A 22,381-nucleotide genomic window follows, 5' to 3' on the forward strand; every position below is an offset into this window, starting at 1 on the left:
TGATAGAGGTTGTTCATGAATTACCACGGTCTGCGTTTTAAAGCAAGTGTCCCGACCGCGCTGATGTTTATCACCTTAGTGTTTGTCCTGAGTTTATCCTCGGTGATAGTGTCAAAGCTGCAACAAATCGTGCACGAAGAATCTGATGTTTTTCAGCAAGCGATTTCAATTGTACTGAACGCGGACCGCGATTTGTATCAGGCAAAACTGGCTATTTCTGAGCACAAAGCGGCGGCAAATCCACAGTTCAGCGCCGATTATCAGGAAAATGTCAGCCAGGCCAAAGATCGCTTTATCCAATATAAACAGTTGATGAGCACTTATCCGGAATTTCGCGGCCAGTTTGCTGATTTTGAACAGAAATTGAATGACTGGACGCAAAGTGCCGACCAGTATTTTGCCGCAGGTGCCAGCAAAGATGCTGCTTTTGTCCAGCTGGAAGACCAGCAGTTTGCTGCACTGCGTAAAATCTACAACGACGCCGGCGAGTTTGCGCTGAACTTGTCCAAACAGCATATCGAACAAGCCAACAGTGAAGTGGGAAGCATTGAAACCACAGCCCTGCTCATCAGCTTGCTAGTGTTTGCCGTGGCAGCCTGGTACAGCGTGAAAATGCCAACCGCTATCAAAGCCAATGTCGAAACCATTATCCACCGTTTGAATGAAATCACGCAGGGTGAAGGCGATTTAACCCAGCGCATCAGTGTGCAGACCAAAGACGAGCTACGCGACCTGGCCGATGCCTTTAACCGCTTTCTCGATGCGCAAACCGCGATGATTGCGGATATTTTGCGCAGCAGCCAACAGCTCAGCACAGTCACAGAAAATATGCTGAGTTCGGTGCACGAAACCAAAAGCATCACCCAGAGCCTGAATAGCGCCACAGATTCGATTGTCAGCGCCGTGCATGAAATGTCGGTTGCCAACCGCGAAGTGGCGGTCGTGGCGGCGGATACAGCGCGTGAATCCGACGATTCCCGTGGTTATGCCGAAAAAGGCATCAGCTCGATTCAGGCGGTGTCCGGCAGTATCAACGGCGTATTAACCGACGTCGATACCGCAATGAATTTATCCGAAGCGCTGAACAACAGCTCTATCGCCATTTCCGGTGTCATTGAGGTGATCAGCAACATCGCCGGGCAGACCAATTTGCTGGCGCTGAACGCCGCCATTGAAGCCGCGCGTGCCGGCGAGCAGGGTCGCGGTTTTGCCGTGGTGGCCGACGAAGTGCGCAAACTTGCCTCGAAAACCCAGGAAAGCACCGAAGAAATCAAAGCCACAGTGCATCAGTTACAGCAGTTGGTGACGGAATCAACCCAGGCCATTCGCCGTGGCCGCCAGTCCGCCGACAGCTCAGTGCAACAAACTGAAGTGGCGGAATCTGTATTCAGCCATCTGATGAAATCGTCGTCTGAGGTCAGCGGCATGTCACTGCGCACCGCGGCGGCGACGGAACAGCAGTCGCAGGTGTCGGAAGAAATTAACCGCAACCTGCATCAACTACACGACCAATCCGTGGTTGCGGAGCAAATCGCTGATCAGAATTATGTGCTGATCAATGAGTTAAAAAGTGTCGCGGAACATTTAACCGATTTGGTCGGCCGCTTTAAGGTGTAACTGCAGCCGGCACCTGACATTGATGCAGCTGTAAAAACAGCGTCACCACAGCATGGACATGACCGGGGACATCGGCCGGTTGACGTTTCGGAGTCTGCTGAAACATGGTGCGCAGCATATCCATACCGACCAGCATGCCGTATAACAGTTCTGCACTGAAATCCGGCTGCGGACAATGAATGAGACCGAGCTGGTGCACCTGCGCCAGCCAGGCTTCGACCCGCACACAAGTGTCGACCGGGCCCAATTCATACATGCGCTCACGCAGGTCGGCCGGAATATCCTGATGCCCCTGCAGGGTTTTCATCAGACACAGATGATCTTCGCTGAATAAATACTGCAACAGCCGCAAGCTAAAAGCTTCCAGCGCTGCAAAAGCCTGAGCGGCGTTTTGCACAGCCGGGCTTAAAGTTTCGACAAAAAAATCGGACTGAGCACGCAACACGGCTTCAATCAGCGCATTGCGGTTACCAAACCGCGAGTACAAAGTCGCTTTAGACACCCCGGCTTTACTGGCCACCGCTTCCATCGTCAGCACACTGGCACCTTCAAACAACAGGATTTGCCGCGCCGCCTGCAAAATGGCTATATCCTTATTGCGATCAACAGGCCGGCCGCTGGATGCAGCGCCTGGAAACGAAGATGTGGCTGGGCCGGAGTTGCTGGTCATCATTTTACTCTTGTTTATTGAACGCATCCGTTCAATAATGCATTTCTGAACGAAGCCGTTTAATAATACCAGACTCTACCCGAGGTGGCCATGTTACGTCCTTTTCCACTGCTTGCACTCGTCTCACTGCCCTTGTGGCTGGCCGCCTGTTCCGACCCTGCCGCACAAAATTCAGCCCCGGCACCACGGGTGGTGATGACCGCCACACTCCAGCCGTTAAATCAATCAACCTTAACTCTGACCGGCGTAGTGCGCGCCCGCAACGAAGTGCCGGTGGCCTTTCAGGTTAGCGGCCGTATCGCCGAGCGGTTGGTTGAAGCCGGTCAGCCAGTAAAACAAGGTCAGCTGCTGTATCGGCTCGATCCAAAAGACTTAGCTGAATCCGTGCGGGTCGCCAAAGCGGCACAAGCCGCAGCCCGTGCCAGTCTGCAAACGGTACAGGCGGAAAAACACCGTACTGAGCAGCTGATCAAACAACGTTTTGTTAGTGAGCAGGCCAAAGATCAGGTTGAATTACGCTTTAATGAAGCCAAAGCCAATCTGGACCGCGCCAATGCACAGTTACAACAAGCCGAACATGGCCTGACTTACGCCAATCTTACCGCCGGCAGCGACGGCGTGATCACCGATGTCACGGGTGAACCGGGCCAGGTGGTGGCTGCAGGCCAGCGCCTCGGCGCTTTAGCGACCGCGCAGCAAAGTGAAATTGAAGTGCAGCTGCCAGAGCACATTCAGCCACCACAAAGCGGCACTGCCGATTTTGCCGGTCAGCCACTGCAATTAAAGCTGCGCAGTGCCGCTGGCAGCGCGGACAGCGCCAGCCTGACCCGGCAGGCCCGTTACAGTCTGGATGTACAACCAGCCGAACTGGCCTTAGGCCGGGTGTTGGCCGTGCAGTTACAATTGCCGGCACAAGAGCAGCGAGTGCTGGTGCCGTTAGCGGCGCTGGACGAACGCGGTCAGCAGCCGCAGCTGTGGACTGTCACAGACGGCAAAGCCCAGCCGCACGCAGTACAGGTAGTGTCGCTGAATGCGCAATCGGCCACATTGCGCACTGAGCTTGCCGCTGACAGCCGTATTATCACACTCGGCACTCATTTGCTGGAACCAGGTATGGCAGTGCAGGAGCTGCAGCCATGAGTTTTAACCTGTCGGTATTGGCGGTGCGCGAGCGCGCTATCACCTTATTTTTTATTCTGCTGGCCTTTATCGGTGGCACCTGGGCGTTTTTGTCGCTGGGCCGCGCCGAAGACCCGTCTTTTACTATCCGTGCTTTAGTAGTATCGGCTTACTGGCCCGGTGCCACCGCGGAAGAAGTGCAGTCGCAGCTGGCTGACCGCTTAGAAAAACGTATTCAGGAAGTGCGCAATATCCACAAAATTGACAGCCAGGTGCGCCCGGGCGCGGTCAACTTAACCATTGAATTTAAAGACTATACGCCGTCGGCCATGGTGCCCGACCTGTTTTATCAAATCCGCAAACGCATGCAGGAAGAAGCGGCCAATATGCCGGCCGGCGCCGTAGGGCCGCTGGTCAACGACAACTTTTCTGACGTGTATTTCAGCTTGTTGTCGCTGACCGCGCCAGGCTTGCCATTTCGCGATTTAAGCCGTCAGGCTGAACAGCTGCGCGATGAACTCAGCATGGTACCGGGTGTATTGAAGGCAGTGATTGTTGCCGACCGGCCGGAGCGGGTTTTTATCGATTTTGACCAGAAAAAACTGGCTGCGCTGGGCATCAGCCTGCTCGATCTGCAACAGCAAATCACAGCCGCCAGCCGGATGTTGCCGGCCGGCCAGCTGGAAACTCAGGGTCAGGCGCTGCAGTTTAGGCTCGACGCCCGCACTGACAGTTTCAGTGAACTGCAACAACTGCCGGTCCGGGTCAACGGTAAGCTTATCCGCCTGTCAGAAATTGCCACTATGCAACGTGGTTATGAAGAACCGGCGCGTTTATTGGCGCGCACCGGCGGCGATGATGCCATTTTGGTTGGTGTGGTGATGCAACAAGGCGAAAACGGCCTGGTGCTTGGCAAAGCGCTGCAGCAAAAACTCGGCGAAATTCAGGCGCAGCTACCACTTGGCATGGAGCTACATCAGTTAACTAACCAGGCTGAAGCCATCTCTAAAGCGGTGAACCTATTCGAGATTAAGTTCTTAGTCGCGGTACTGGTGGTAATGGCCGTCAGCGTGCTGGCGATTGGCCTGCGTGCCGGTTTAGTGGTTGGTATCGCCATTCCGCTAACCCTTGGCATTACATTTTTGCTGATGAAAATGGCCGACATTAACCTCGACCGTATCACACTCGGCGCGCTGATTATCTCGCTTGGTTTGTTAGTTGACGATGCCATTATCGCCATCGAAATGATGATGGTGAAAATGGAACAAGGCGTGGAACGGGTGCGCGCCGCTGGCTACGCCTGGTCTGCTACCGCCGCACCGATGTTATTTGGCACGCTGGTCACTATCGCCGGTTTTGTGCCTATTGGTTTTGCCAAATCCGGCGTCGGTGAATACACCGGTAATATTTTCTGGGTGGTGGGTTTTGCGCTGATTGTGTCCTGGGTGGTGGCGGTGACTTTTACGCCCTACCTTGGCGTGAAATTGCTGCCGGATGTCAAAGCCCACGCGCATGACCCCTACCAAACCCCGTTTTACAGCAAACTGCGTGCGTTGGTGCTGTGGTGTATCGGCCACAAAAAAACCGTGATCAGCATCGTGCTGCTGGCCTTTGTACTAGCGCTGCTGGGCATGGCCAAAGGCGTGCAGAAGCAATTTTTCCCCAGTTCCGACCGGCCGGAAGTGCTCGTTAGCGTCTATATGCCGCATGGCAGCGCTATTGCCAATACCGACGCAGTGGCGCTTAAAATCGAGCAGTTGCTGAAAGATAATCAGGATGTACGCTCGTTGTCGTCTTTTGTCGGCGCCGGCGCACCACGCTTTTTTATCTCGGCCAACCCGGAACAGCCAGACCCGTCTTTTGCCAAAATTTTAATTGTCGCTAAAGACGCCGAAGGCCGTGACCGGCTGATCCAGCTGCTGAACGAACATATCGCCGCCGGTGAATTCAGTGCAGCGCGGGTGCGGGTGACCCGCTTGTTGTTTGGCCCACCTGTGCCATGGCCGGTCAGTTTCCGTGTGATGGGTAAAGATCCGCTGGAGCTGCGCCGTATCGCTTATCTGGTGCGCGATAAAATGGTTGCCAATCCCAATACCGTCGGCGCCCATCTGGAATGGGAAGAACGCATGCCGGTGCTGGCACTGAAACTCGATACCGCCCGCTTGCTGGCTTATGGCCTGACCGCTGCTGATGTCGCACAGCAACTGCAGTTCCAGTTCAGTGGTGCCAGCATCACGCAGCTGCGGGAAGATATCCGCACTGTGGATGTCACAGCGCGTTTAGACCGGGCACAGGTGCTGCAGCCTGATGCCATCGAATTAAAAACGCCGGGCGGCAAAGCTGTGTCTATCCGCCAACTTGGTGAGATCCGCGTGCAATATGAAGAGCCGCTGTTAAAACGTTATAACCGCCAGACTTATCTGGCCGTGGTGGCCGACGTGCAAGGTGCGCAGCCAAACGATGTGTCAAACCGCATCTGGGCTGAGCTGGCTGACATTCAGGCGCAGTTACCACCGGGTTATCGCATTATGCAGGCTGGTTCGGTCGAGGAATCCGGTAAAGCCAATGCATCTATCCAGAAACTGATGCCGCTGATGGTGGCGCTGATGCTGATTTTTATCATGCTGCAGATGCGCTCTTTCACCGGTATGTGGATGGTGCTGGCGACAGCGCCGCTGGGCCTGATTGGCGCCACGCTGGCGCTGCTGGTGTTCCGCCAGCCCTTTGGTTTTGTCGCGTTACTCGGACTGATTGGCCTGGCCGGCATTCTAATGCGCAACACGCTGATTTTAACCCAGCAGGTCAGTGACAACCTGAACGATGGCTGGGCCGCGCGCGATGCCGTGGTAGAAGCCACTATTCACCGCGCCCGCCCGGTGCTGCTCACAGCGCTGGCCGCGATGCTGGCCTTTGTACCCCTGACGCTGGATACCTTCTGGGGACCGATGGCCTTTGTGCTGATTGGCGGCGTTGGTGTCGGCACAGCACTGACGCTGTTATTCGTGCCGGCGCTGTATATGGTGTTTTTCCGCAAACGCCTGGCCCAGGTGCCGGTGGTGTGAGGTTGCCAATCCGGTCGGTGGCGCTTTGCTGACCGACCCTACGGCTATCTGCATTTCCAGTGACCGCCGTACATTGACAACGGCCGGCAAAGCAAAGAGGATGGTTTTTTTCGACACAGGATGTTCTCAATGAAAAAAACCATCGCTTTGACCTTTGCGCTGCTAACCAGCTCCATCGCTTACGCCAGCCAGAGTTTTGGCCCGGCCTTTGATTTCAGCAAATCTGCTGCGGTGACAGTGGCCCAAGTGTTGGCCCAACCGGCAAACTACCTGGAGCAGCCTTTTACCGTACAAGGCAAAATTGACGCAGTCTGTAAGAAAAAAGGCTGTTGGATGCAGTTTGCGACTGGTGCAGCTGAGCCGACTTTCCGCCTCAAGGTCAAAGACGGTGACATGGAGTTTCCGGTCAGCGCCAAAGGCAAAACCGCCTATGCCTATGGTTCGCTCAAAGCAAAAGCGATGACGCTGGAACAGAGCAAAACCTACCTGAAACATCGCGCCGAAGAACAAGGCGAAGCTTTTGACCCCGCCAAAGTCACCAGTGCTATCACCTTATTTCAGTTTGAGCCTGTGTCGGTATTAATTGAATAAGCGGCTGAAATGAATACATATATTCTGTTATTGCGCGGCATTAATGTCGGCAAAGCCAACCGGCTACCGATGGCGACGCTAAAAACAGTTCTGGAAAATCTGGGCGCGCAACAGGTGCGGACGCTGCTTAACTCCGGCAACGCCATCTTCGCCCTGCCCGCTGATGTTGCCGGGACCACGGCTAGCGATGATGCCGCTTGCGACCTGATAGCCGATCAAATCGCAGCAGCTTTATTACGCGACACCGGCCTCGACTTACATTGCATCGTCAAAACCGCCGCTGGCATCAGGGCTGCGGCCGCTGAACTGGATCCGGCCGTTTTCACAGGCCAGACTGAACCAGATCCGAGCCAGCTATTAATCGGTTTTAGCCGCAACAAGCAAACGCTGACCCAGTTCGAGGCTGCTGCCAGCGTTTTGCCGGCAACCACATCGAAGCTGCAAATCAGCACCACCGCGCTTCATTTGTATTGTACCGATGGCATCAATCAATGCCCGATGGCCGATTTGCTGGTCAGTAAAAAATGGCGCGCTATCACCTGTCGTAATCTCGCCACCTTACAGAAAATCATCGCGTTGCTGTAACAACTGAGACAGCAGCTTACTGCCCGCTGCTGCTTTGCGCTGCACCAAACTGATAACTGGCAGTGATATTCGGGTTGGCCGACCAAACCGGGTCAGCTTGCAGCACTGCGCCTCTGAATTTGCTACTGACGTTCAGCTGCAGGCCTTTGGCGCCCGCAGCTTGCCACTGCACATCCACACCAAGCTGCTCAGGATGGCCTTCGCTGATAAACAAATTACCCGGGCCATCTGCCAGAATACCATCTTTGACCAGCACAGAAATATTGCTGCTAAAACCCGGCACATGGTTACAACTGCGCACAAACACCACGGCAGTGTATTTGTCATCCGGTGAGGCCAGCTGTTTGACGATGCCATTGCTGCACTCTGGTGTAGTGGCAGCAAACATCCAGGCCGTCAGGCCACCTAAAATGGCTAAAGGCGCAACGACAAATAACCCAATATCTCTGACTACCTTTTGCATGCGTGTTCCTTCCGGTGAAAGCTTAAAAACGGCGCCATTACATGCCAGCACGCCGTGAAAAGCAAGGCCCGCAGTATCCTTGACGGCCGTCGGCTGATATCTGCCGCTTTCCCTGCCTACAAAGGCAGCTATCAGACGGGCCTAGTTAGCAAAATTCCATTCTGTGCGGTCCGGACACTGTGTGACGGGCTGATTTTGTTGCTCAATATCAGAGGTGATCCAACATTCGTCATACACAGAGCAATAGCAAATCTCGACTTTTAATTTGTCGCTCGCGTCGTACATCTGGCGCGCCAGCTTTTTATCACTGACAGTCAGCGCGTCCAACATCTGATTCGTCGGTAATGTCACCCGACTGACAAAGGATGATCCCCAACTTCCGCGGAATTTCGGGTCAAACTGATTCAGCAATTGCTGCCAGTTGTGCATCGGTTTACCGTCATATTCAACCCTCATACTTTGGATCATGGCAGGGCCTGTCCCGCGGTTCATCAATAAAAACCGAAAGCCGGTGTCGTTAAAGCTGACGCCGGCACCGAGGTTGGGCCATAACGACGCTCTGGCGTAAGCGCGGCTGGTGTAAGCCGAATGAATAGTGGCCACCGCAGTGACCAGCGACACCAACAGCGCGGAGACCGCCATGATCATTTCAGGCGTCATTTTTCTTTGATTTTCTGCCACTTCAGGCTCCATTACAGTCAGTTGAGATTGAGCTCTCAGGCTGCCAAAAGCGCCGCATAACACAAGTCTTCAGTTACAATTTGTTGCTTTAACAACGGTCTTGTTGCAAAGCAAACCGCCGGCGCTGCACTGAACTGATGGTTACTGAAAAAAGCTGTCAGGGATTTTTATATAACCATAACACCGCCTGGCGAAACTCTGCCGCCCAGGCGGCTTCATTGTGTTCTGCATCTGGCGACAGGCTGAACTGGCGTTGCCCTGAGCTGGCCGGCAGCTTGTCAACCGCCTGGTAAACCTGCTGCGCCTGTGTTGCCATCTCACCGCCTTCACTGCCGCCGACATAAAAATACCAGCGGGCGTTAGCTGGCACCGGGCTTTGCTGATAACGCTGCACCTGCTCAGCGGTGATCCAGTACGACGGCGAAAAAATACCGATTTTGCTGAAGGTGTCTGCCGCTTCCAGCGCAGCAAAATGACTGAATAAACCGCCCATCGAACTGCCCATAATGCCGGTATTTGACGCATCCGGCAGCGTGCGGTATTGACTGTCGATATAAGGTTTTACCGCGTCGCGCAGCAAGGCCAGATAAGCTTTGGCGTCAGATTTGCCATATTCAGCGTGATCAAGCGGATTGAGCTCAGTCATGCGGTGCTCGCCGCCGTTGTCGATGCCCACGACAATTAATTCGAGCTGTCCTTCCGCGGCCAGCTGGTTCAGGATCTCATCGATCTGCCATTCACCGGCATAAGCGGTGCTGCTGTCAAACAGATTCTGGCCATCATGCATATAAAGCACGGGGTACCGCTTTGTGTTGTTGGCATAATCCGGTGGCAGATAAAGCCGTACAGTGCGTTGGCGGTTCACGCCGGGAATAGTGAAGATCTGGGTCAGCACAGTGACATTGGCAGCTGCACTGGGCGAGCGGTCAGGTTCTGGTGTACAACTGGCGCAAGCCAGCAATAAAGTGATCAGATAAAACGGCTTTTTCATGGCGGCTTGCTTGCTGCGGAGGGGAAATACCAGCCTACCGCAGCAGTTTACAAATCACCAGTTTGATTAAAAACGATAGCCCAGACTTAAACGGAAGGTATCCGCCTGCAGGTCATCTTTTTTGAACAAATGCACCACTTCAGCCCGGCCAAACCAACGCTCGTTGAAGTTCTGCTCCAAGCCGAGGCCCAATAAGGCGTGTAGTTGAGTGTCGTCTGACAGCACAGTGCTGTTATTGAGTGTCAGGCTGGCCTGATGATTCAGCTGGCTGACGCCGGCACGATAATACAGCAAAGTGCTGTCGCTCAAATTGGTTTTACCCACTGCTGCCAGGGTCAGGCCTGTGGTGTCGATACTGACGCGTCGGCCTGCTTCGCTCTCTTGTTTGTCAAACAGCTGTTCGGCCGTCAGTTCCGCCGACCATTGGCTGTTGATCACATAACCAACTCCGAGCTGATAACCTGCATCGTTCAGGTCAAAAGGCTCACCCGCGCGGCTAAACTGCAGACCCGCCGTGCTGTAAAAATCAGTTGCAGCCAGGGCCTGACCTGCACCTCCGGCCAACAACATTGCGGCAATTAACATCTTTTGCATAAAAACTTCCTTTTACGGGACAAAAATCGGCCGCAACCTTAGCCTAAAAGCCATCTGGCAGGCAAGCCGCAACACCGCTGACTGCACCTTTCTGCCGAATATCCGCGTTTTTAGCCGAATGTCACATTTTTACGCTGTGTTGCAGGCAAAGTTGGCATGCTGTATTCAACAAATCCCCTGTAGATCCGAAGGAGTGAATCATGAACGAAGTGATGCAAGCTTTTCAAAATGCCAGCCCAATGTTTTGGGCCACGATAATTCCACTGGTATTGTTTATCTGGTTTTTGCCGGTGATCCTGGCGGCGTTTTTTAACCGGCCACATCTGAAATATATCGCCATCGCCGCAGTGCCGGCTGGCATGTCGTTTATTGCCTGGGGGGCTTTGCTGGTCTGGGCATGCAGTGGCAAAGTCACAGGCCGCTTTGCCCAGAAGTTTGGCAATTTACCGAAATAAGCCGCAAACAAAAAGGGCGCTGAGAAGCGCCCTCGCCCTTTTTGCTGGTGTATCAGCTGACTTTAAATTTACCGACCAGCCCAAACAGCATCTGTGACAACTTGCTGATTTCATTTGATAACTGATCATTCTTTTTCGCCACTTCGCCAGCCGCCAGAGCCTGATCATTCAGCGCATACAGATTTTTACTGATTTCGTCCGACACTGTGGTTTGTTCTTCGGTCGCAGCCGCTGTACGCACCGCCATGTCATTGACCTGCAGGCTTGACTGCATAATGTCCTGAAACACCTGCTCAGCGCGGGCAAAGTTACTGACCGTCAAATCAGCATTTTCCTTGCCACTGCCAATGGCCTGACGCGACTCAGTGACGCGCAGATGCAGCTGCTCAATCATCTGCTGAATATGGTTGGTGCTTTGTTGCGTGCGCGATGCCAGGGTGCGCACTTCGTCGGCCACCACAGCAAAACCGCGGCCATGCTCACCGGCCCGCGCCGCTTCAATAGCAGCATTCAGTGCCAATAAGTTGGTCTGATCGGCAATGCTGCGAATGACTTCCAGCACCGACGAAATGGTCGACGAGCTTTGCTCCAGTTCTTCAGCAGCCCCCAACGCCATATGCACGTCACGCGTTAAATTCTGCATGCTGCTGTTAACCACTTTAACGACTTCCAGCCCCTGGCCAGCGCTGCGTTTGGCCTGCTCTGAGACTTGCGCAGTATCGGTCGCAACCTGCGCCATTTCTTTGTTAGCCATCGCCATTTCGTGCACAGCGCTGACGATTGAATCCGACGCGGTATTCAGCGACTGAGTAATAGCGCTGGTGCGGTCTGCCGACTCGGACAAATGGCCAGTGAGCTGACTGAGCTGATTGGCCTGGCGCAAAATCGCCGCGATCATCTCGCATTGTTTGCTGATAAAGTTATTAAATTCATTGGCTAAATCGGCCACTTCGTCTTTGGTGTCGATATGCAGCCGCGCCGTTAAATCACCGTCGCCATTGGCGATATCGCTTAAACGGGCAGATAAAGTGCGGATTTGTTCGGCCAGTTTTTTCGGCCCCTGATAACTGAACCAGCCGGCGATCAGCAGCAGCAAAAACGACAGGCCATAGACCCAAAGCTTGGTGCTGGCAATGCTGCTGCTCAGCTCCTCCTGTTCCTGCTCGGAGCGTGACAAGGCAGCTTCGCCGGCTTTGTCCAGCACGTCCCGCAGTGCGGCAAATTCAGTTTGTTCCTGTGCCGCCAACGCGTCTTTTTGTGCGCCATCCTGATTGTCGAGCAAAATGACCGCGCTTTGTTGCCAACGGTTAAACTGCGCATCAAAACCGGAAAAACGGCCGGTGACATCAGGATAGGCTTTGAGCAGTGCTAAATACTGGTCAAAACGTTCTTTCACCTGTGCTGCGTTATCAGCAAAATCTTTGCGCTCGGCGACAGGGTCGCCTACACCGGCTAGCAGATGGGTAGTGGCGAGTTTGGCCTGATAAATATCACGGTCAGCATTTAACACCAGGGAAATGGCTTTTAAAAACTTCTCGGCCTGAACTTCCAGCGCCTTGTGCTGCATCGAGATTAAACTACTGAACATTAACATCACCGTGAGCAGGCTGACGCCTAACATCACCACCGGAATACTGCTTTTTACTCTGATACTTTGCCAGTTCATCTTTATTGCCTCTGTCCTGATAAGACCGGAAAACATCCGACAGGATGTTTTACTGATGGGGGTACAAAACAGTATGGCTGGCCGATCTGGAACTGCAAATTTGCAAATGAATCAGCCAGATGCGCTATGATGCCGTTTTACCAACCAGCCTGAATTAAAAGGGACTATCCGACAGTGAGAACCGGGGCCAATGCCGAAATGCTCGGTGACCTGAACGCCAGATTATTACTGGGTGCTGTGCGCCGGCGCATGGTGGCATCGCGGCCTGAACTGGCCAGCGAACTGGGGCTGTCGCTGCAGGCTGTGACGCGGATTGTCGCCGGTTTGTGCCGCGACGGATTGCTGCAAAGCTGCGGCAAAAAAACCTTAGGTGTAGGCCAACCGACGCAGTTTTTTCAGCTGGTGCCAGATGCAGTCTTCAGCATCGGTATTCAATTACAACGCACCCAATTGCAGCTGGTGCAGACTGATTTCTGCGGCAATATTCTGCGCCGCCAGTGCAGCCCGCTGAGCGACTGGTCGCCGCAGCAGGTGCAAGCTGCACTGACGCAACAAACCCGGTTGTTATTAACGCAATTATCCGCATTTCAGCAGGAACGGCTCTGTGGTATTGGCCTCGCCATGCCCTGGTTTGCCGGCAATAGCCAGTTTGCTGCACATTTATTTCCGCAGCTGGATGCCATCGCGTTGCAGCAGCTGCAGCAGGCCTGGCAAGGTATTGATTTAGCTGCAAATTTACAGCAGGAATTGCAAATTCCGGTTTATCCGGAAAACGACGGTTCGGCTGCTGCTGCCGCGGAGTTGTGGTTAGGCAAACCAGCCGCGGCTGATTTTTTGTATCTTTATCTCGACCAGTTACCAGCCGGCGGTTTAGTGCTCAACGGCCAGCTCTGGCGCGGCCGGCATGGTAATGCGGCGCACGTGGCGGTGTTACCGGCAGGGAAAGGACAATTACTGTTGCAACAACCAGACGCTAACACCATCAGCACAGGCCTGCAGGCAGCAATAGCGCTTCTGGATATTCCGCTGGTCATTATCGACAGCAGCACCGGCCGCGACCTGTCGCCATTACTGGCAGACATCCGACAACTGCTGGCACAGTGGCCTGCATTGGGCATGCTGGTACCGCAGCTGCAGCAAGGCAGCCTCGGCAGCGACGCTATGCAGCTCGGCGCCGCGATGCTGCCGCTGTATCAGGCTTATGCTGCCGACCGCACGGTGTTATGAAGCTGCATGCGGTCAAACCTGGCGGCTGGTTAAGCCTGGGCCGGCCGACTCACAGTACTCTTCTGTCGCCGGAACCTGCTCAGCATCAGATACACCGCCGGGGTGCTGTAGAGCGTAAACAGCTGGCTTAACAACAAACCACCGACGATGCTGATCCCGAGCGGCTGCCGCAGTTCCGAGCCTTCGCCCATCCCCAATAACAATGGCACCGCACCGAGCATCGCCGCGCAGTTGGTCATCAGAATTGGCCGCAGCCGCTGCTGACCGGCCAGCACTATAGCTTCAAGCGGGCTCAAGCCCTGCTGACGTTCAGCCGCCAGGGCAAAATCGACCAGCAAAATAGCATTTTTCATCACGATGCCAATCAGCAGGAACAAGCCAAGCTGCGCGATTAAATTCAGCGGCGTATCGGTAAAATACAGCGCCAGCAAAGCGCCAAGCGCGGTACAGGGCAAAGTTGATAAAATCACCAGCGGCTGCAAAGTGCTTTCATACAAAATACCGAGCAGCAGATATACCGCCAATACCACCCCGATAAACAGCCACAGCTGGTCGCCCTGGCTGAATACGGCGTTACGCTGATCTTCGCCATTGATGGCATAAATCGCCGTCGGCACCATCAGTTCGGCCAGCATGCGGTCCAGCGCTGCATCAGCTTGCTGCGCTGTCACGCCTTCAGCTAAGGCATAACCGATGCCTTGCGCCGCGAATTGATTGTCACGGCGGATGCGGTCATTCGACAGGCCATATTGGTAACTGGCGATGGCGCTTAATGGTACCCGCTCGCCGCGGCTGTTGATCAGCTGCAGCTGTTTCAGCACTTCCGGCTGTGCCGTGTAGCCGGGCAATAACTCCATCACCACGCGATATTGGTTCATTTCGTCGTATAAAGTCGCGACCTGCCGCTGCGAAAACGAGTTATTCAGCAAAGTCGCCACGGTGCGCATATCAACACCAAGTCGCTGTGCCGCTTCGCGGTCAATGGTCAGCACAATTTGCTGCGTGTCTTCGCCACCGGGCGTATTCACATCCACCAGCTCGGGCAGTTCCTGCATCGCTTTGGCGATTTTTTTCGACCAGCTTTTCAGTAGTTTTAAATCACCGGACATCAACAGCAGTTCGTAGTCAGAACTGGCAAAAGGCGATGCCAGGCGAATATCCTGATCGACACTTAAAAACATCATGCCGCCGGGGATTTTCGGCGCACCATTGCGAATACGGTTCACCACTTCCTGCGCCGAAATGCCGCGCTCTTCTAAGGGTTTAAGCCGGATGCGTAAAAACGAGTTACTGGTGCCCATCTGGCCGCCACTGGCGCCTGTGACATCAGCAATAGCCGGATCTTTGAGTAAATATTGCCGGTAAGCTTCGATTTTGGGCTGCATCAGCTGATAAGAAAAACCATCATCGCCACGCACAAAGCCATTGAGCTGGCCGGTGTCCTGCTCCGGCAACATGCCACCCGGAAGCGTGCGGAATAACCAGACTGACGCCGCAAACAGTGCCAGTAACAACACCCCCACGCCGTAACGATAACGCAGCACGACACGCAAACTGCGCTGATAACCGGCCTGAAACCGCTGGAAAAAACCATCTTGTTGCGTTTTGACAGCTTCGCGCACCATCAGCCGCGCCGACAAACCCGGTGTTAATGTCAGCGACACCAGCAGGGAGATCAGCATGGCGCCGACCAGCGTGATCGAGAATTCACGGAACAGCCGCTCAACCAAGCCGCCCATAAACAAAATGGATAAAAATACCACCACCAGCGCCAGATTCATCGCAATCAGCGTGACGCCGACTTCACTGGCACCACGCCTTGCCGCACTTAACGGCGACATGCCCTGCTCCAGATGGCGTTTGATGTTTTCGACCACCACGATAGCATCATCGACCACCAGGCCCGCCGCCACAATCAGCGCCATTACCGACAGGTTATTCAGCGAAAAACCAAAGGCATACATCACACAAAAAGCGCCAATCAGCGACACCGGAATCGCCAAAGTCGGGATAAGCGCCACGCGGATACTGCGTAAAAACAACAGCACCACGGCCACAACCAAACCAATGGACAACAACAAACTAAACTGCGCTTCGTCTAAAGTGGCGCGGATCACCGGGCTGCGGTCCATCACCACAGCCAGTTTCGAATCTTGCGGGATGAGCGCTTCCAGCACTGGCATTTGCGCGTAAATCGCATCGATAGTAGCGACGATATTGGCGCCACTACGCCGGCTGATTTGCAGGATCACCGCCGGTTTATCGTTATGAAAGCCGGCGCTATACCGGTTTTCTGTCGAATCACTGACGATCGCCACATCTTTTAGCCGAATAGCTGCCTGATTGACGTATTTAATTACCAAATCACCATAATCATCAGCGTTTCGAAGCGTCTGGCTCAGGTTGATTTGCCAGCGCAAATCGTCTTGTTCCAGCGTGCCTATCGGCAGATTGGAATTGACCGCGCTGATGGCACTGCGTACTTCATCGAGCGCAATACCATATTGACTGAGCAAAGACGGATTGAGCTGCACCCGTACCGCCGGTAACGAGGAACCTGTGACTTCGACTTCGCCAACGCCCTGAATTTGGGCAATTTTCTGCGCCAGAATAGTAGCTGCAGTGTCGTACAACGCCGACGCTGGCAGGCTGTCGCTCGACAGCGCCAACGCCATCACCGGCATTTGCGACGGGTTCATTTTGCGGTAGGTCGGATTGCCCGGCATGCCGGCCGGCAACTGACCGCGCACCGTGTTGATCGCCGCCTGCACTTCCCGCGCGGCTTCGTCAACATTACGGTCTAAATCAAACTCCAGCCGGATTTGCGTCGAGCCCTGATTGCTGCTGGAACTCAAGCGACGCAAGCCGGCGATAGTACCAAGCTGGCGCTCCAACGGTGTGGCAACAGTTGCCGCCATCGCTTCCGGACTGGCACCCGGCAAACTGGCGGTGACCACCACCATCGGGAAGTCCACCGCCGGCAGCGGCGATACCGGCAAAGCGCGGTAGCTTAAAAAACCAAGCAGGACGATAGCCAGCGCCAATAAACTGCTGGCGATGGGTCTTTGGATCAGCGCCAGACTCAGCTTCATACCGCCTCCGCCGCAACATTCGATTTGCGGCTCAGGTGCCGGTCAAACCACAAATACACCACAGGCGTGGTGAACAGCGTTAACACCTGACTGACCAGCAAACCACCGACCATCACTAGCCCCAGTGGCTGGCGCAGTTCAGCGCCGGAGCCGGTCGCCAGCAACAGCGGAATTGCACCAAACAAAGCAGCCAGCGTCGTCATCAGAATAGGCCGGAAACGCAGCAGCGCCGCTTCGTAAATCGCCTGCTGTGGCGATAAGCCGCGGCTACGCTGCGCCTCTAAGGCAAAGTCGACCATCATAATGCCGTTTTTCTTCACCAGGCCTATTAGCAGCACAATACCGATGACGGCAATCAAATCCAGCGGCCGGTCCATCAGCAGCAATGCCGCCAAAGCGCCCACAGTCGCTGAAGGTAAAGTCGACAAAATCGTCACCGGGTGAATGAGGCTCTCGTACAACACGCCCAGCACTATGTACATGGTGACGACAGCCGCCAGAATCAGCCACAAGGTGTTGCTGAGGCTGGCGCGGAAGGCTTCCGCTGCGCCCTGGAAAGTCAGTTCCATCGACGCCGGCAGTTGCATCTGCTGCTGCACTTCTTCAATCGCCGCCACCGCATCGCCGAGCGAATAGCCTTCCGCCAGGTTAAAAGACAGCGTCACGGCCGGGAATTGGCCCTGATGGTTAATCAGCAGCCGCGCCGGTTTTTGCGTCACTGTGGCGACGGAGGACAGCGGCACCGGGCTGCCGGAAGCGGTATTGATAAAGAGTTTATCCAGCGCATCCAGGCCCTGCGCCTGCTCTGGATCTACTTCCAGAATGACGCGATATTGGTTGGCCTGAGTAAACAACGTGGTGATTTGGCGCTGAGCAAAAGCACTTTGCAGCGCAGTGCCGATTTGACTGACACTGATGCCAAGCCGCGCTGCCGCAGTGCGGTCGATATCGACATACGCCTGCAGGCCGTTTTCAGCTAAATCGTCCGCCACATCGGCCAGTTCCGGCCGGGCTTTGAGGGCGCTCATCAGGTCCGGCAGCCACTGCGCCAGCACCTCAGAATCAGGTGAAGTCAGCGTGAATTGATACTGAGTGCGGCTGATTTTATCTTCGATACTCAGCTCCTGCACACTCTGGAACCAGGCCGTGATACCCGGCACCTGCGCCGCTTTTTGCCGCAGCCGGTCAATCACTTCAAGCGCATGTTCGTCGCGTTCATTGTGTGATTTCAGATTGAGCTGAATACGGCCGGCATTGAGGCTGACATTACTGCCATCCACACCGATAAAACTGCTCAGGCTCGCCACGGCCGGGTCGTCCTGCAACGCCGCGGCCAGCTGCTGCTGCCGCTCCGTCATCGCCGCAAAGGAAATATCCTGCGGTGCTTCAGTGACAATCTGGATCACGCCGCTGTCCTGCACCGGGAAAAAGCCTTTTGGTACCGCCAGATACAACACTGCGGTTAACGCCACACTGCCGAGCATCGCCAGCATACCGAGGCGCTGATGCGCCAATACCCATTGCAGCATTTCGCCATAGCGGCGGATCACCCGGGCCATAAAACCTGTGCCATCGTCATGTGGTGGCAAGGTTTTCAGCAAGTGCGCGCAGAGCATTGGCGTTAGTGTGAGCGACACCAGCAACGAAATTAAAATAGCCACCGCCAGCGTCACAGCAAATTCAAAGAACAACCGGCCGACCACATCGGCCATAAACAGCAGCGGGATTAATACGGCAATTAAGGAGAAGGTTAACGAAATCAGCGTAAAACCAATTTCTTTGGCACCGTTTTTCGCTGCATCCAAAGCCGACGCGCCCTGCTCGCGGTGGCGGGCAATGTTTTCCAGCATGACGATGGCATCATCGACGACAAAACCGGTCGCTATCACCAGCGCCATCAGCGTCAGATTATTGATGGAGAAATCCAGCAGATACATCACGGCAAAAGTACCGATGATCGACAGCGGCACCGCCAGCGACGGGATGATAGTGGCCGGAATGGTACGTAAAAACACAAAAGTCACGGCGATAACGAGCCCAATGGCAAACAGCAGCTCGTGTTGCACATCACGTACCGCGGCGCGGATAGATTCAGTGCGGTCGCTGAGAATGGATACATCGAGCTCTGCCGGCAACGTCGCGGTCAGCTGCGGTAATAACTCACGCACCCGATCTGTCACTTCAATGACGTTGGCGCCGGGCTGACGCTGAATATTAATCAGCACCGCCGCGCTTTGATTGGCCCAGGCCGCCAGAAAACGGTCTTCCGCGCCTTGTTCGATTTTGGCGACATCACCCAGGCGCACCGGCGCATCGCCTTTGAATGCGACGATCAGCTGTTCATATTCAGCGGTGGAGCTCAACTGGTCGTTGACTTCCAGCATGGTGGAGCGGAACGGGCCGTCAAAATTGCCTTTTGGCTGATTGGTATTGGCGGCAACGATAGCGCTGCGCAGGCTGTCCATCGTCAGGCCCAAACCGGCTAACGCCGCAGGATTGGCTTTGACCCGAATCGCCGGACGCTGGCCACCAGCCAGACTCACCATGCCGACTCCATTGACCTGCGCCAGCTTCTGCGCCATCCGCGTATCGACCAAATCATAGACTTGCGGCAACGCCATCGCCTTAGCACTGACCGCCAGCGTCAGAATAGGTGCATCGGCCGGATTGACTTTGCGGTACACCGGCGGAATTGGCATGTCATTGGGTAATAAGGAACTCGCGGTGTTGATGGCCGCCTGCACCTCCTGCTCGGCCACGCCCATATCGACAACGAGCGCGAACTGCAGCGTCAGTACCGACGCGCCGCCACTACTGGACGACGACATCTGTTTCAGACCGGGGATTTGACCGAGCCGGCGCTCCAGCGGTGCCGTGACGGTGCGCGCCATCACGTCCGGGCTTGCGCCCGGATAAAAGCTGAACACCTGAATGATCGGGTAATCGACTTGTGGCAGTGCCGCCACAGGCAATTGCCGCCAGCCGAGAATACCGGCGATCAGCAACGCCAGCATCAATAAGGAGGTGGCAACCGGCCGCAGAATAAAAGGTTTAGACAGTTGCATGGCTTATTCCTGCTGGCTGCTTTGCACCAATTCTACGTCCCGGCCCGGTCTTAACCGGTCGAGGCCTTCCATCACAATCTGATCGCCGCCTTTGAGGCCACTGCGCACTTCAACGCGGCCATTGTCGACCACACCCAGCTCGAGCATTTTCAGCTGAGCCTTTTTGTTTTCAACCACATAGATAAAAGTGCCGTCAGCGCCGTATTGCACGGCGTCTTGCGGAATAGTCACAGCACCTGGTCTTGAGGCGATATTCAGTCGCACATTCACGAACTGATTCGGGAACAGCTGGTCGTCGCTATTGGCAAACTGCGCTTTGAGTTTCAGCGTGCCGGTGGCCGGGTCAATCTGGTTATCGAGTGTGGTCAGTTCGCCGGTGGCCAGCAACTGTTTGTCGTTGCGGTCCCAGGCTTCAACCACCAGTTTTTGCTGTTGTTTTTGTTGGTCCTGCACGGCCAGACGCAGGCTTTGCAGCTGCGTTTCCGGAATGCTGAACACCACATAAATCGGTGCGCTTTGCGTGATACTGACTAAGCCTTCTGCGCTGTTAGCCTGCACCAGATTGCCGGCGTCGACTTTACGCAAACCGGTTTTGCCACTGATCGGCGCCACAATGCGGGTGTAAGATAATTCGAGTTTGGCGGCATCGATTTGCGCCTGATTGGATTTTAATGAACCCTTCAGCTGGTTCACCAGCGCCTGCTGGGTGTTGTACTGCTGACGGGAAATCGAGTTCTGCGTTTTCAGTTTTTCATAGAGTGCGAGGTCAAGCTCGGCGTTTTTCAGCTGCGCCACATTTTGCTGCAGCTGACCTTCCGCCTGTGCCAGTTTGACCTGATAGGGTGCCGGATCAATTTCTGCCAGCAGCTGACCGGCTTCAACTTTTTGCCCTTCGGTAAAATGCAGTGCCAGCAAGGGGCCACTGACTCGCGGTTGTACTAACACGGTATTTAACGCGGTCGCAGTACCGATGGTTTTAAACTGGACTTTTAAATCTGTAGTTTCGGCGCTAATGACCCGCACCGGCACCGGTGCATTCCAGGGGTTGGCACCGCCGCCAGGGCCACCAGGCCCGCCAGCGCGGCGCGGACCAGCACCAGCAGGTCTCTGGCCTGACTGCGGGCCGCCAGCTTGCGGACCGCCAGGTCTTTGCCCGGCCTGAGCCCCTGCGGTTTGCGCAGCTCCGGCAGGCGCTGCTTCATCCTGTTGCTGCCACCAGTAACCACCCATCCCGGCGGCTGCCAGCAATACCGCCCCTGAAACCAACCATTTTACCTGCATCTTTCCCTTTCCAACTAATTTGGGTCAGAGCACAAAACCCGCCTGTAAGGCTTGCTGTCGCTCTGCCGCGTTTAATGAGATGGCCCCTTGCTGTTGGGCCCGTGCCAGATGCAGACAATTGCTGATCTGGGCACCAACCCCTTCAGATTGCCAGCTATGCTGATTCAGCACTGCGGCAATGACCCAGTTTTCAAAACCCCATAACGTCAGTAAAAACGCCGACACCGCCAAATAGCTGGAGCGGCCGGCCGGATTGCGTTCGCTGAGTTCAGCATCACCCGCCGCGCGGCCGTTTTGCAGCAGCACGAGCTTGCCAAAACCGCTGAGCAGTGCCGCAATAAACACCTGGTCCTGCAACATCCGGCTAAAACCTGAGCTGCGGGCATAACTACGCGCCTGACCGGCTTGCATCAAAATCTGATCCAACAACTGCTGCCGCTCAGCTTGTTGATCTTCAGGCACTTTGCCGCCTTTCATCGCCAGCACAACCACCAGGCTGCGCAAGCTCTGATAACCGAGCCGGCTGATCGCCACTTCCAGATTCCAGGTTTCGCTGACAAAACCCATGTAAGGCGAATTGACCAACTGGAATAGTCGGGATACGACCAGCGGATCTGTGCTGATCAAGCCGGCTATCGCAGCAGCACTGACGTTGGCCTCAGCCAGTAACTTGTCGAGTTCGGTCAATAACGACGGCAGTTGCGGAAAATCATACAGGCCGCCAACCAGCCGACGTTCATGTTCACCGAGCGGTAACTCTGACAACCGCGCCGCATTGGCAAACAACTGCTGTAAATGTTCGGTATTCAGTTCGTTGCCGATAAAACTATGAAAATGACTTAAATGCCCCAGTACCACATCGTCATGCTGCGGGTCAGTTAAAATCACCCGCAGTGCCAGCGGTGCCTGAAAACACACCAGGCGTTTATCTTCCAGACTGCTGGTGATGCTGAGCCCGTCAAAAATTAATAAATCAATCTGGCTGTCGAGCCTGGGTGCCTGCAGATAACTACCGACGGTCGGGAAAAACTTACAATGCCACAGATGGGCTTTTTCCAGACATAAATGCCGCACCAGGCTTTGCAACGACGGATTGATGCCAACAACAACTACTTGAAACATTTGATGATTCTCTCCATAGCAGTCACGGCAGCTGCACTCTAGCAGCAGCCTTGCCTTGTTCGTAGTGAATTTACAAAACCTTTGCATGGCAACGCGCCGG

Annotated in this window: 17 protein-coding genes; 7 read left to right on the plus strand and 10 right to left on the minus strand. The window is 54.8% G+C overall.

What is annotated here, in order from left to right:
- Positions 1-15: 15 nt before the first annotated feature.
- Positions 16-1,617, plus strand: a complete 1,602-nt coding sequence (locus tag Q399_RS0114100; protein WP_031569467.1) for a methyl-accepting chemotaxis protein — start codon at positions 16-18, stop codon at positions 1,615-1,617.
- Here the strand turns inward: Q399_RS0114100 and Q399_RS0114105 are convergent.
- Entirely contained in the window at positions 1,607-2,287 is a 681-nt protein-coding gene (locus Q399_RS0114105; RefSeq protein WP_031569470.1) for a TetR/AcrR family transcriptional regulator, read from the minus strand. The two genes, Q399_RS0114100 and Q399_RS0114105, sit on opposite strands and share 11 nt — an antisense overlap.
- Before the next feature lie 90 nt (positions 2,288-2,377).
- On the opposite strand from Q399_RS0114105, the gene Q399_RS0114110 reads away from it, so the two are divergent.
- From Q399_RS0114110 to Q399_RS21670, 4 genes are all read left to right on the plus strand, one after another.
- The gene (locus Q399_RS0114110) at positions 2,378-3,427 is read left to right on the plus strand and encodes an efflux RND transporter periplasmic adaptor subunit (RefSeq protein WP_031569472.1); all 1,050 of its coding nucleotides are present in this window, start codon (positions 2,378-2,380) and stop codon (positions 3,425-3,427) included.
- The gene (locus Q399_RS0114115) at positions 3,424-6,468 is read left to right on the plus strand and encodes an efflux RND transporter permease subunit (protein WP_031569474.1); all 3,045 of its coding nucleotides are present in this window, start codon (positions 3,424-3,426) and stop codon (positions 6,466-6,468) included. Before Q399_RS0114110 ends, Q399_RS0114115 begins: the two co-directional genes overlap by 4 nt.
- 129 nt (positions 6,469-6,597) lie before the next feature.
- Positions 6,598-7,059: a DUF4920 domain-containing protein gene (locus Q399_RS0114120; RefSeq protein WP_031569475.1), complete on the plus strand. Its 462-nt coding sequence runs from the start codon at positions 6,598-6,600 to the stop codon at positions 7,057-7,059.
- Positions 7,060-7,068: 9 nt separating this feature from the next.
- The gene (locus tag Q399_RS21670; protein WP_051686007.1) at positions 7,069-7,644 is read left to right on the plus strand and encodes a DUF1697 domain-containing protein; all 576 of its coding nucleotides are present in this window, start codon (positions 7,069-7,071) and stop codon (positions 7,642-7,644) included.
- A 16-nt stretch (positions 7,645-7,660) separates the two neighbouring features.
- Here Q399_RS21670 and Q399_RS0114130 read toward each other — a convergent pair whose 3' ends face one another.
- From Q399_RS0114130 to Q399_RS0114145, 4 genes are all read right to left on the minus strand, one after another.
- Positions 7,661-8,107, minus strand: coding sequence for a hypothetical protein (locus Q399_RS0114130; RefSeq protein WP_031569482.1), 447 nt, complete (start codon positions 8,105-8,107; stop codon positions 7,661-7,663).
- Positions 8,108-8,248: 141 nt separating this feature from the next.
- A complete protein-coding gene (locus tag Q399_RS0114135; protein ID WP_157836313.1) occupies positions 8,249-8,788 on the minus strand; it encodes a hypothetical protein in 540 nt (179 codons plus the stop codon).
- Between the two features lie 157 nt (positions 8,789-8,945).
- Positions 8,946-9,779, minus strand: coding sequence for an alpha/beta hydrolase (locus tag Q399_RS0114140; protein ID WP_031569485.1), 834 nt, complete (start codon positions 9,777-9,779; stop codon positions 8,946-8,948).
- Positions 9,780-9,845: 66 nt separating this feature from the next.
- Positions 9,846-10,373 (minus strand): porin family protein, encoded by a 528-nt coding sequence (locus Q399_RS0114145; protein WP_031569486.1) that lies wholly within the window; start codon positions 10,371-10,373, stop codon positions 9,846-9,848.
- Between the two features lie 200 nt (positions 10,374-10,573).
- On the opposite strand from Q399_RS0114145, the gene Q399_RS0114150 reads away from it, so the two are divergent.
- A complete protein-coding gene (locus Q399_RS0114150) occupies positions 10,574-10,828 on the plus strand; it encodes a superinfection immunity protein (protein WP_031569487.1) in 255 nt (84 codons plus the stop codon).
- Between the two features lie 52 nt (positions 10,829-10,880).
- Here Q399_RS0114150 and Q399_RS0114155 read toward each other — a convergent pair whose 3' ends face one another.
- Positions 10,881-12,494 carry a methyl-accepting chemotaxis protein gene (locus Q399_RS0114155; RefSeq protein WP_031569488.1) on the minus strand — a complete coding sequence of 538 codons (1,614 nt, stop codon included), beginning with the start codon at positions 12,492-12,494 and terminating at the stop codon, positions 10,881-10,883.
- A 174-nt stretch (positions 12,495-12,668) separates the two neighbouring features.
- On the opposite strand from Q399_RS0114155, the gene Q399_RS0114160 reads away from it, so the two are divergent.
- Positions 12,669-13,721 (plus strand): ROK family transcriptional regulator, encoded by a 1,053-nt coding sequence (locus Q399_RS0114160; RefSeq protein ID WP_157836314.1) that lies wholly within the window; start codon positions 12,669-12,671, stop codon positions 13,719-13,721.
- Positions 13,722-13,750: 29 nt separating this feature from the next.
- Here the strand turns inward: Q399_RS0114160 and Q399_RS0114165 are convergent, their stop codons facing one another.
- The 4 genes from Q399_RS0114165 to Q399_RS0114180 are packed head-to-tail and all read right to left on the minus strand — an operon-like array spanning position 13,751 to position 22,281.
- Complete coding sequence (locus Q399_RS0114165; RefSeq protein WP_031569493.1) at positions 13,751-16,813, minus strand: efflux RND transporter permease subunit; 3,063 nt, start codon at positions 16,811-16,813, stop codon at positions 13,751-13,753.
- Positions 16,810-19,878 carry a multidrug efflux RND transporter permease subunit gene (locus Q399_RS0114170; RefSeq protein ID WP_031569495.1) on the minus strand — a complete coding sequence of 1,023 codons (3,069 nt, stop codon included), beginning with the start codon at positions 19,876-19,878 and terminating at the stop codon, positions 16,810-16,812. Before Q399_RS0114170 ends, Q399_RS0114165 begins: the two co-directional genes overlap by 4 nt.
- A gap of 3 nt (positions 19,879-19,881) precedes the next feature.
- Positions 19,882-21,159, minus strand: coding sequence for an efflux RND transporter periplasmic adaptor subunit (locus Q399_RS0114175; RefSeq protein WP_051686009.1), 1,278 nt, complete (start codon positions 21,157-21,159; stop codon positions 19,882-19,884).
- A 24-nt stretch (positions 21,160-21,183) separates the two neighbouring features.
- A complete protein-coding gene (locus Q399_RS0114180) occupies positions 21,184-22,281 on the minus strand; it encodes an HDOD domain-containing protein (protein ID WP_031569497.1) in 1,098 nt (365 codons plus the stop codon).
- Positions 22,282-22,381: the final 100 nt, after the last annotated feature.

This window comes from Rheinheimera texasensis DSM 17496 (genome assembly GCF_000711985.1).
GTDB lineage: Bacteria > Pseudomonadota > Gammaproteobacteria > Enterobacterales > Alteromonadaceae > Pararheinheimera > Pararheinheimera texasensis.

What these genes read in the sequence shown, in the direction of transcription:
- Q399_RS0114100 (WP_031569467.1), top strand. Translation starts at nt 16, where the DNA reads ATGAATTACCACGGTCTGCGTTTTAAAGCAAGTGTCCCGACCGCGCTG.
- Q399_RS0114105 (WP_031569470.1), bottom strand. Translation starts at nt 2,287, where the DNA reads ATGACCAGCAACTCCGGCCCAGCCACATCTTCGTTTCCAGGCGCTGCA.
- Q399_RS0114110 (WP_031569472.1), top strand. Translation starts at nt 2,378, where the DNA reads ATGTTACGTCCTTTTCCACTGCTTGCACTCGTCTCACTGCCCTTGTGG.
- Q399_RS0114115 (WP_031569474.1), top strand. Translation starts at nt 3,424, where the DNA reads ATGAGTTTTAACCTGTCGGTATTGGCGGTGCGCGAGCGCGCTATCACC.
- Q399_RS0114120 (WP_031569475.1), top strand. Translation starts at nt 6,598, where the DNA reads ATGAAAAAAACCATCGCTTTGACCTTTGCGCTGCTAACCAGCTCCATC.
- Q399_RS21670 (WP_051686007.1), top strand. Translation starts at nt 7,069, where the DNA reads ATGAATACATATATTCTGTTATTGCGCGGCATTAATGTCGGCAAAGCC.
- Q399_RS0114130 (WP_031569482.1), bottom strand. Translation starts at nt 8,107, where the DNA reads ATGCAAAAGGTAGTCAGAGATATTGGGTTATTTGTCGTTGCGCCTTTA.
- Q399_RS0114140 (WP_031569485.1), bottom strand. Translation starts at nt 9,779, where the DNA reads ATGAAAAAGCCGTTTTATCTGATCACTTTATTGCTGGCTTGCGCCAGT.
- Q399_RS0114145 (WP_031569486.1), bottom strand. Translation starts at nt 10,373, where the DNA reads ATGCAAAAGATGTTAATTGCCGCAATGTTGTTGGCCGGAGGTGCAGGT.
- Q399_RS0114150 (WP_031569487.1), top strand. Translation starts at nt 10,574, where the DNA reads ATGAACGAAGTGATGCAAGCTTTTCAAAATGCCAGCCCAATGTTTTGG.
- Q399_RS0114155 (WP_031569488.1), bottom strand. Translation starts at nt 12,494, where the DNA reads ATGAACTGGCAAAGTATCAGAGTAAAAAGCAGTATTCCGGTGGTGATG.
- Q399_RS0114165 (WP_031569493.1), bottom strand. Translation starts at nt 16,813, where the DNA reads ATGAAGCTGAGTCTGGCGCTGATCCAAAGACCCATCGCCAGCAGTTTA.
- Q399_RS0114170 (WP_031569495.1), bottom strand. Translation starts at nt 19,878, where the DNA reads ATGCAACTGTCTAAACCTTTTATTCTGCGGCCGGTTGCCACCTCCTTA.
- Q399_RS0114175 (WP_051686009.1), bottom strand. Translation starts at nt 21,159, where the DNA reads ATGCAGGTAAAATGGTTGGTTTCAGGGGCGGTATTGCTGGCAGCCGCC.
- Q399_RS0114180 (WP_031569497.1), bottom strand. Translation starts at nt 22,281, where the DNA reads ATGTTTCAAGTAGTTGTTGTTGGCATCAATCCGTCGTTGCAAAGCCTG.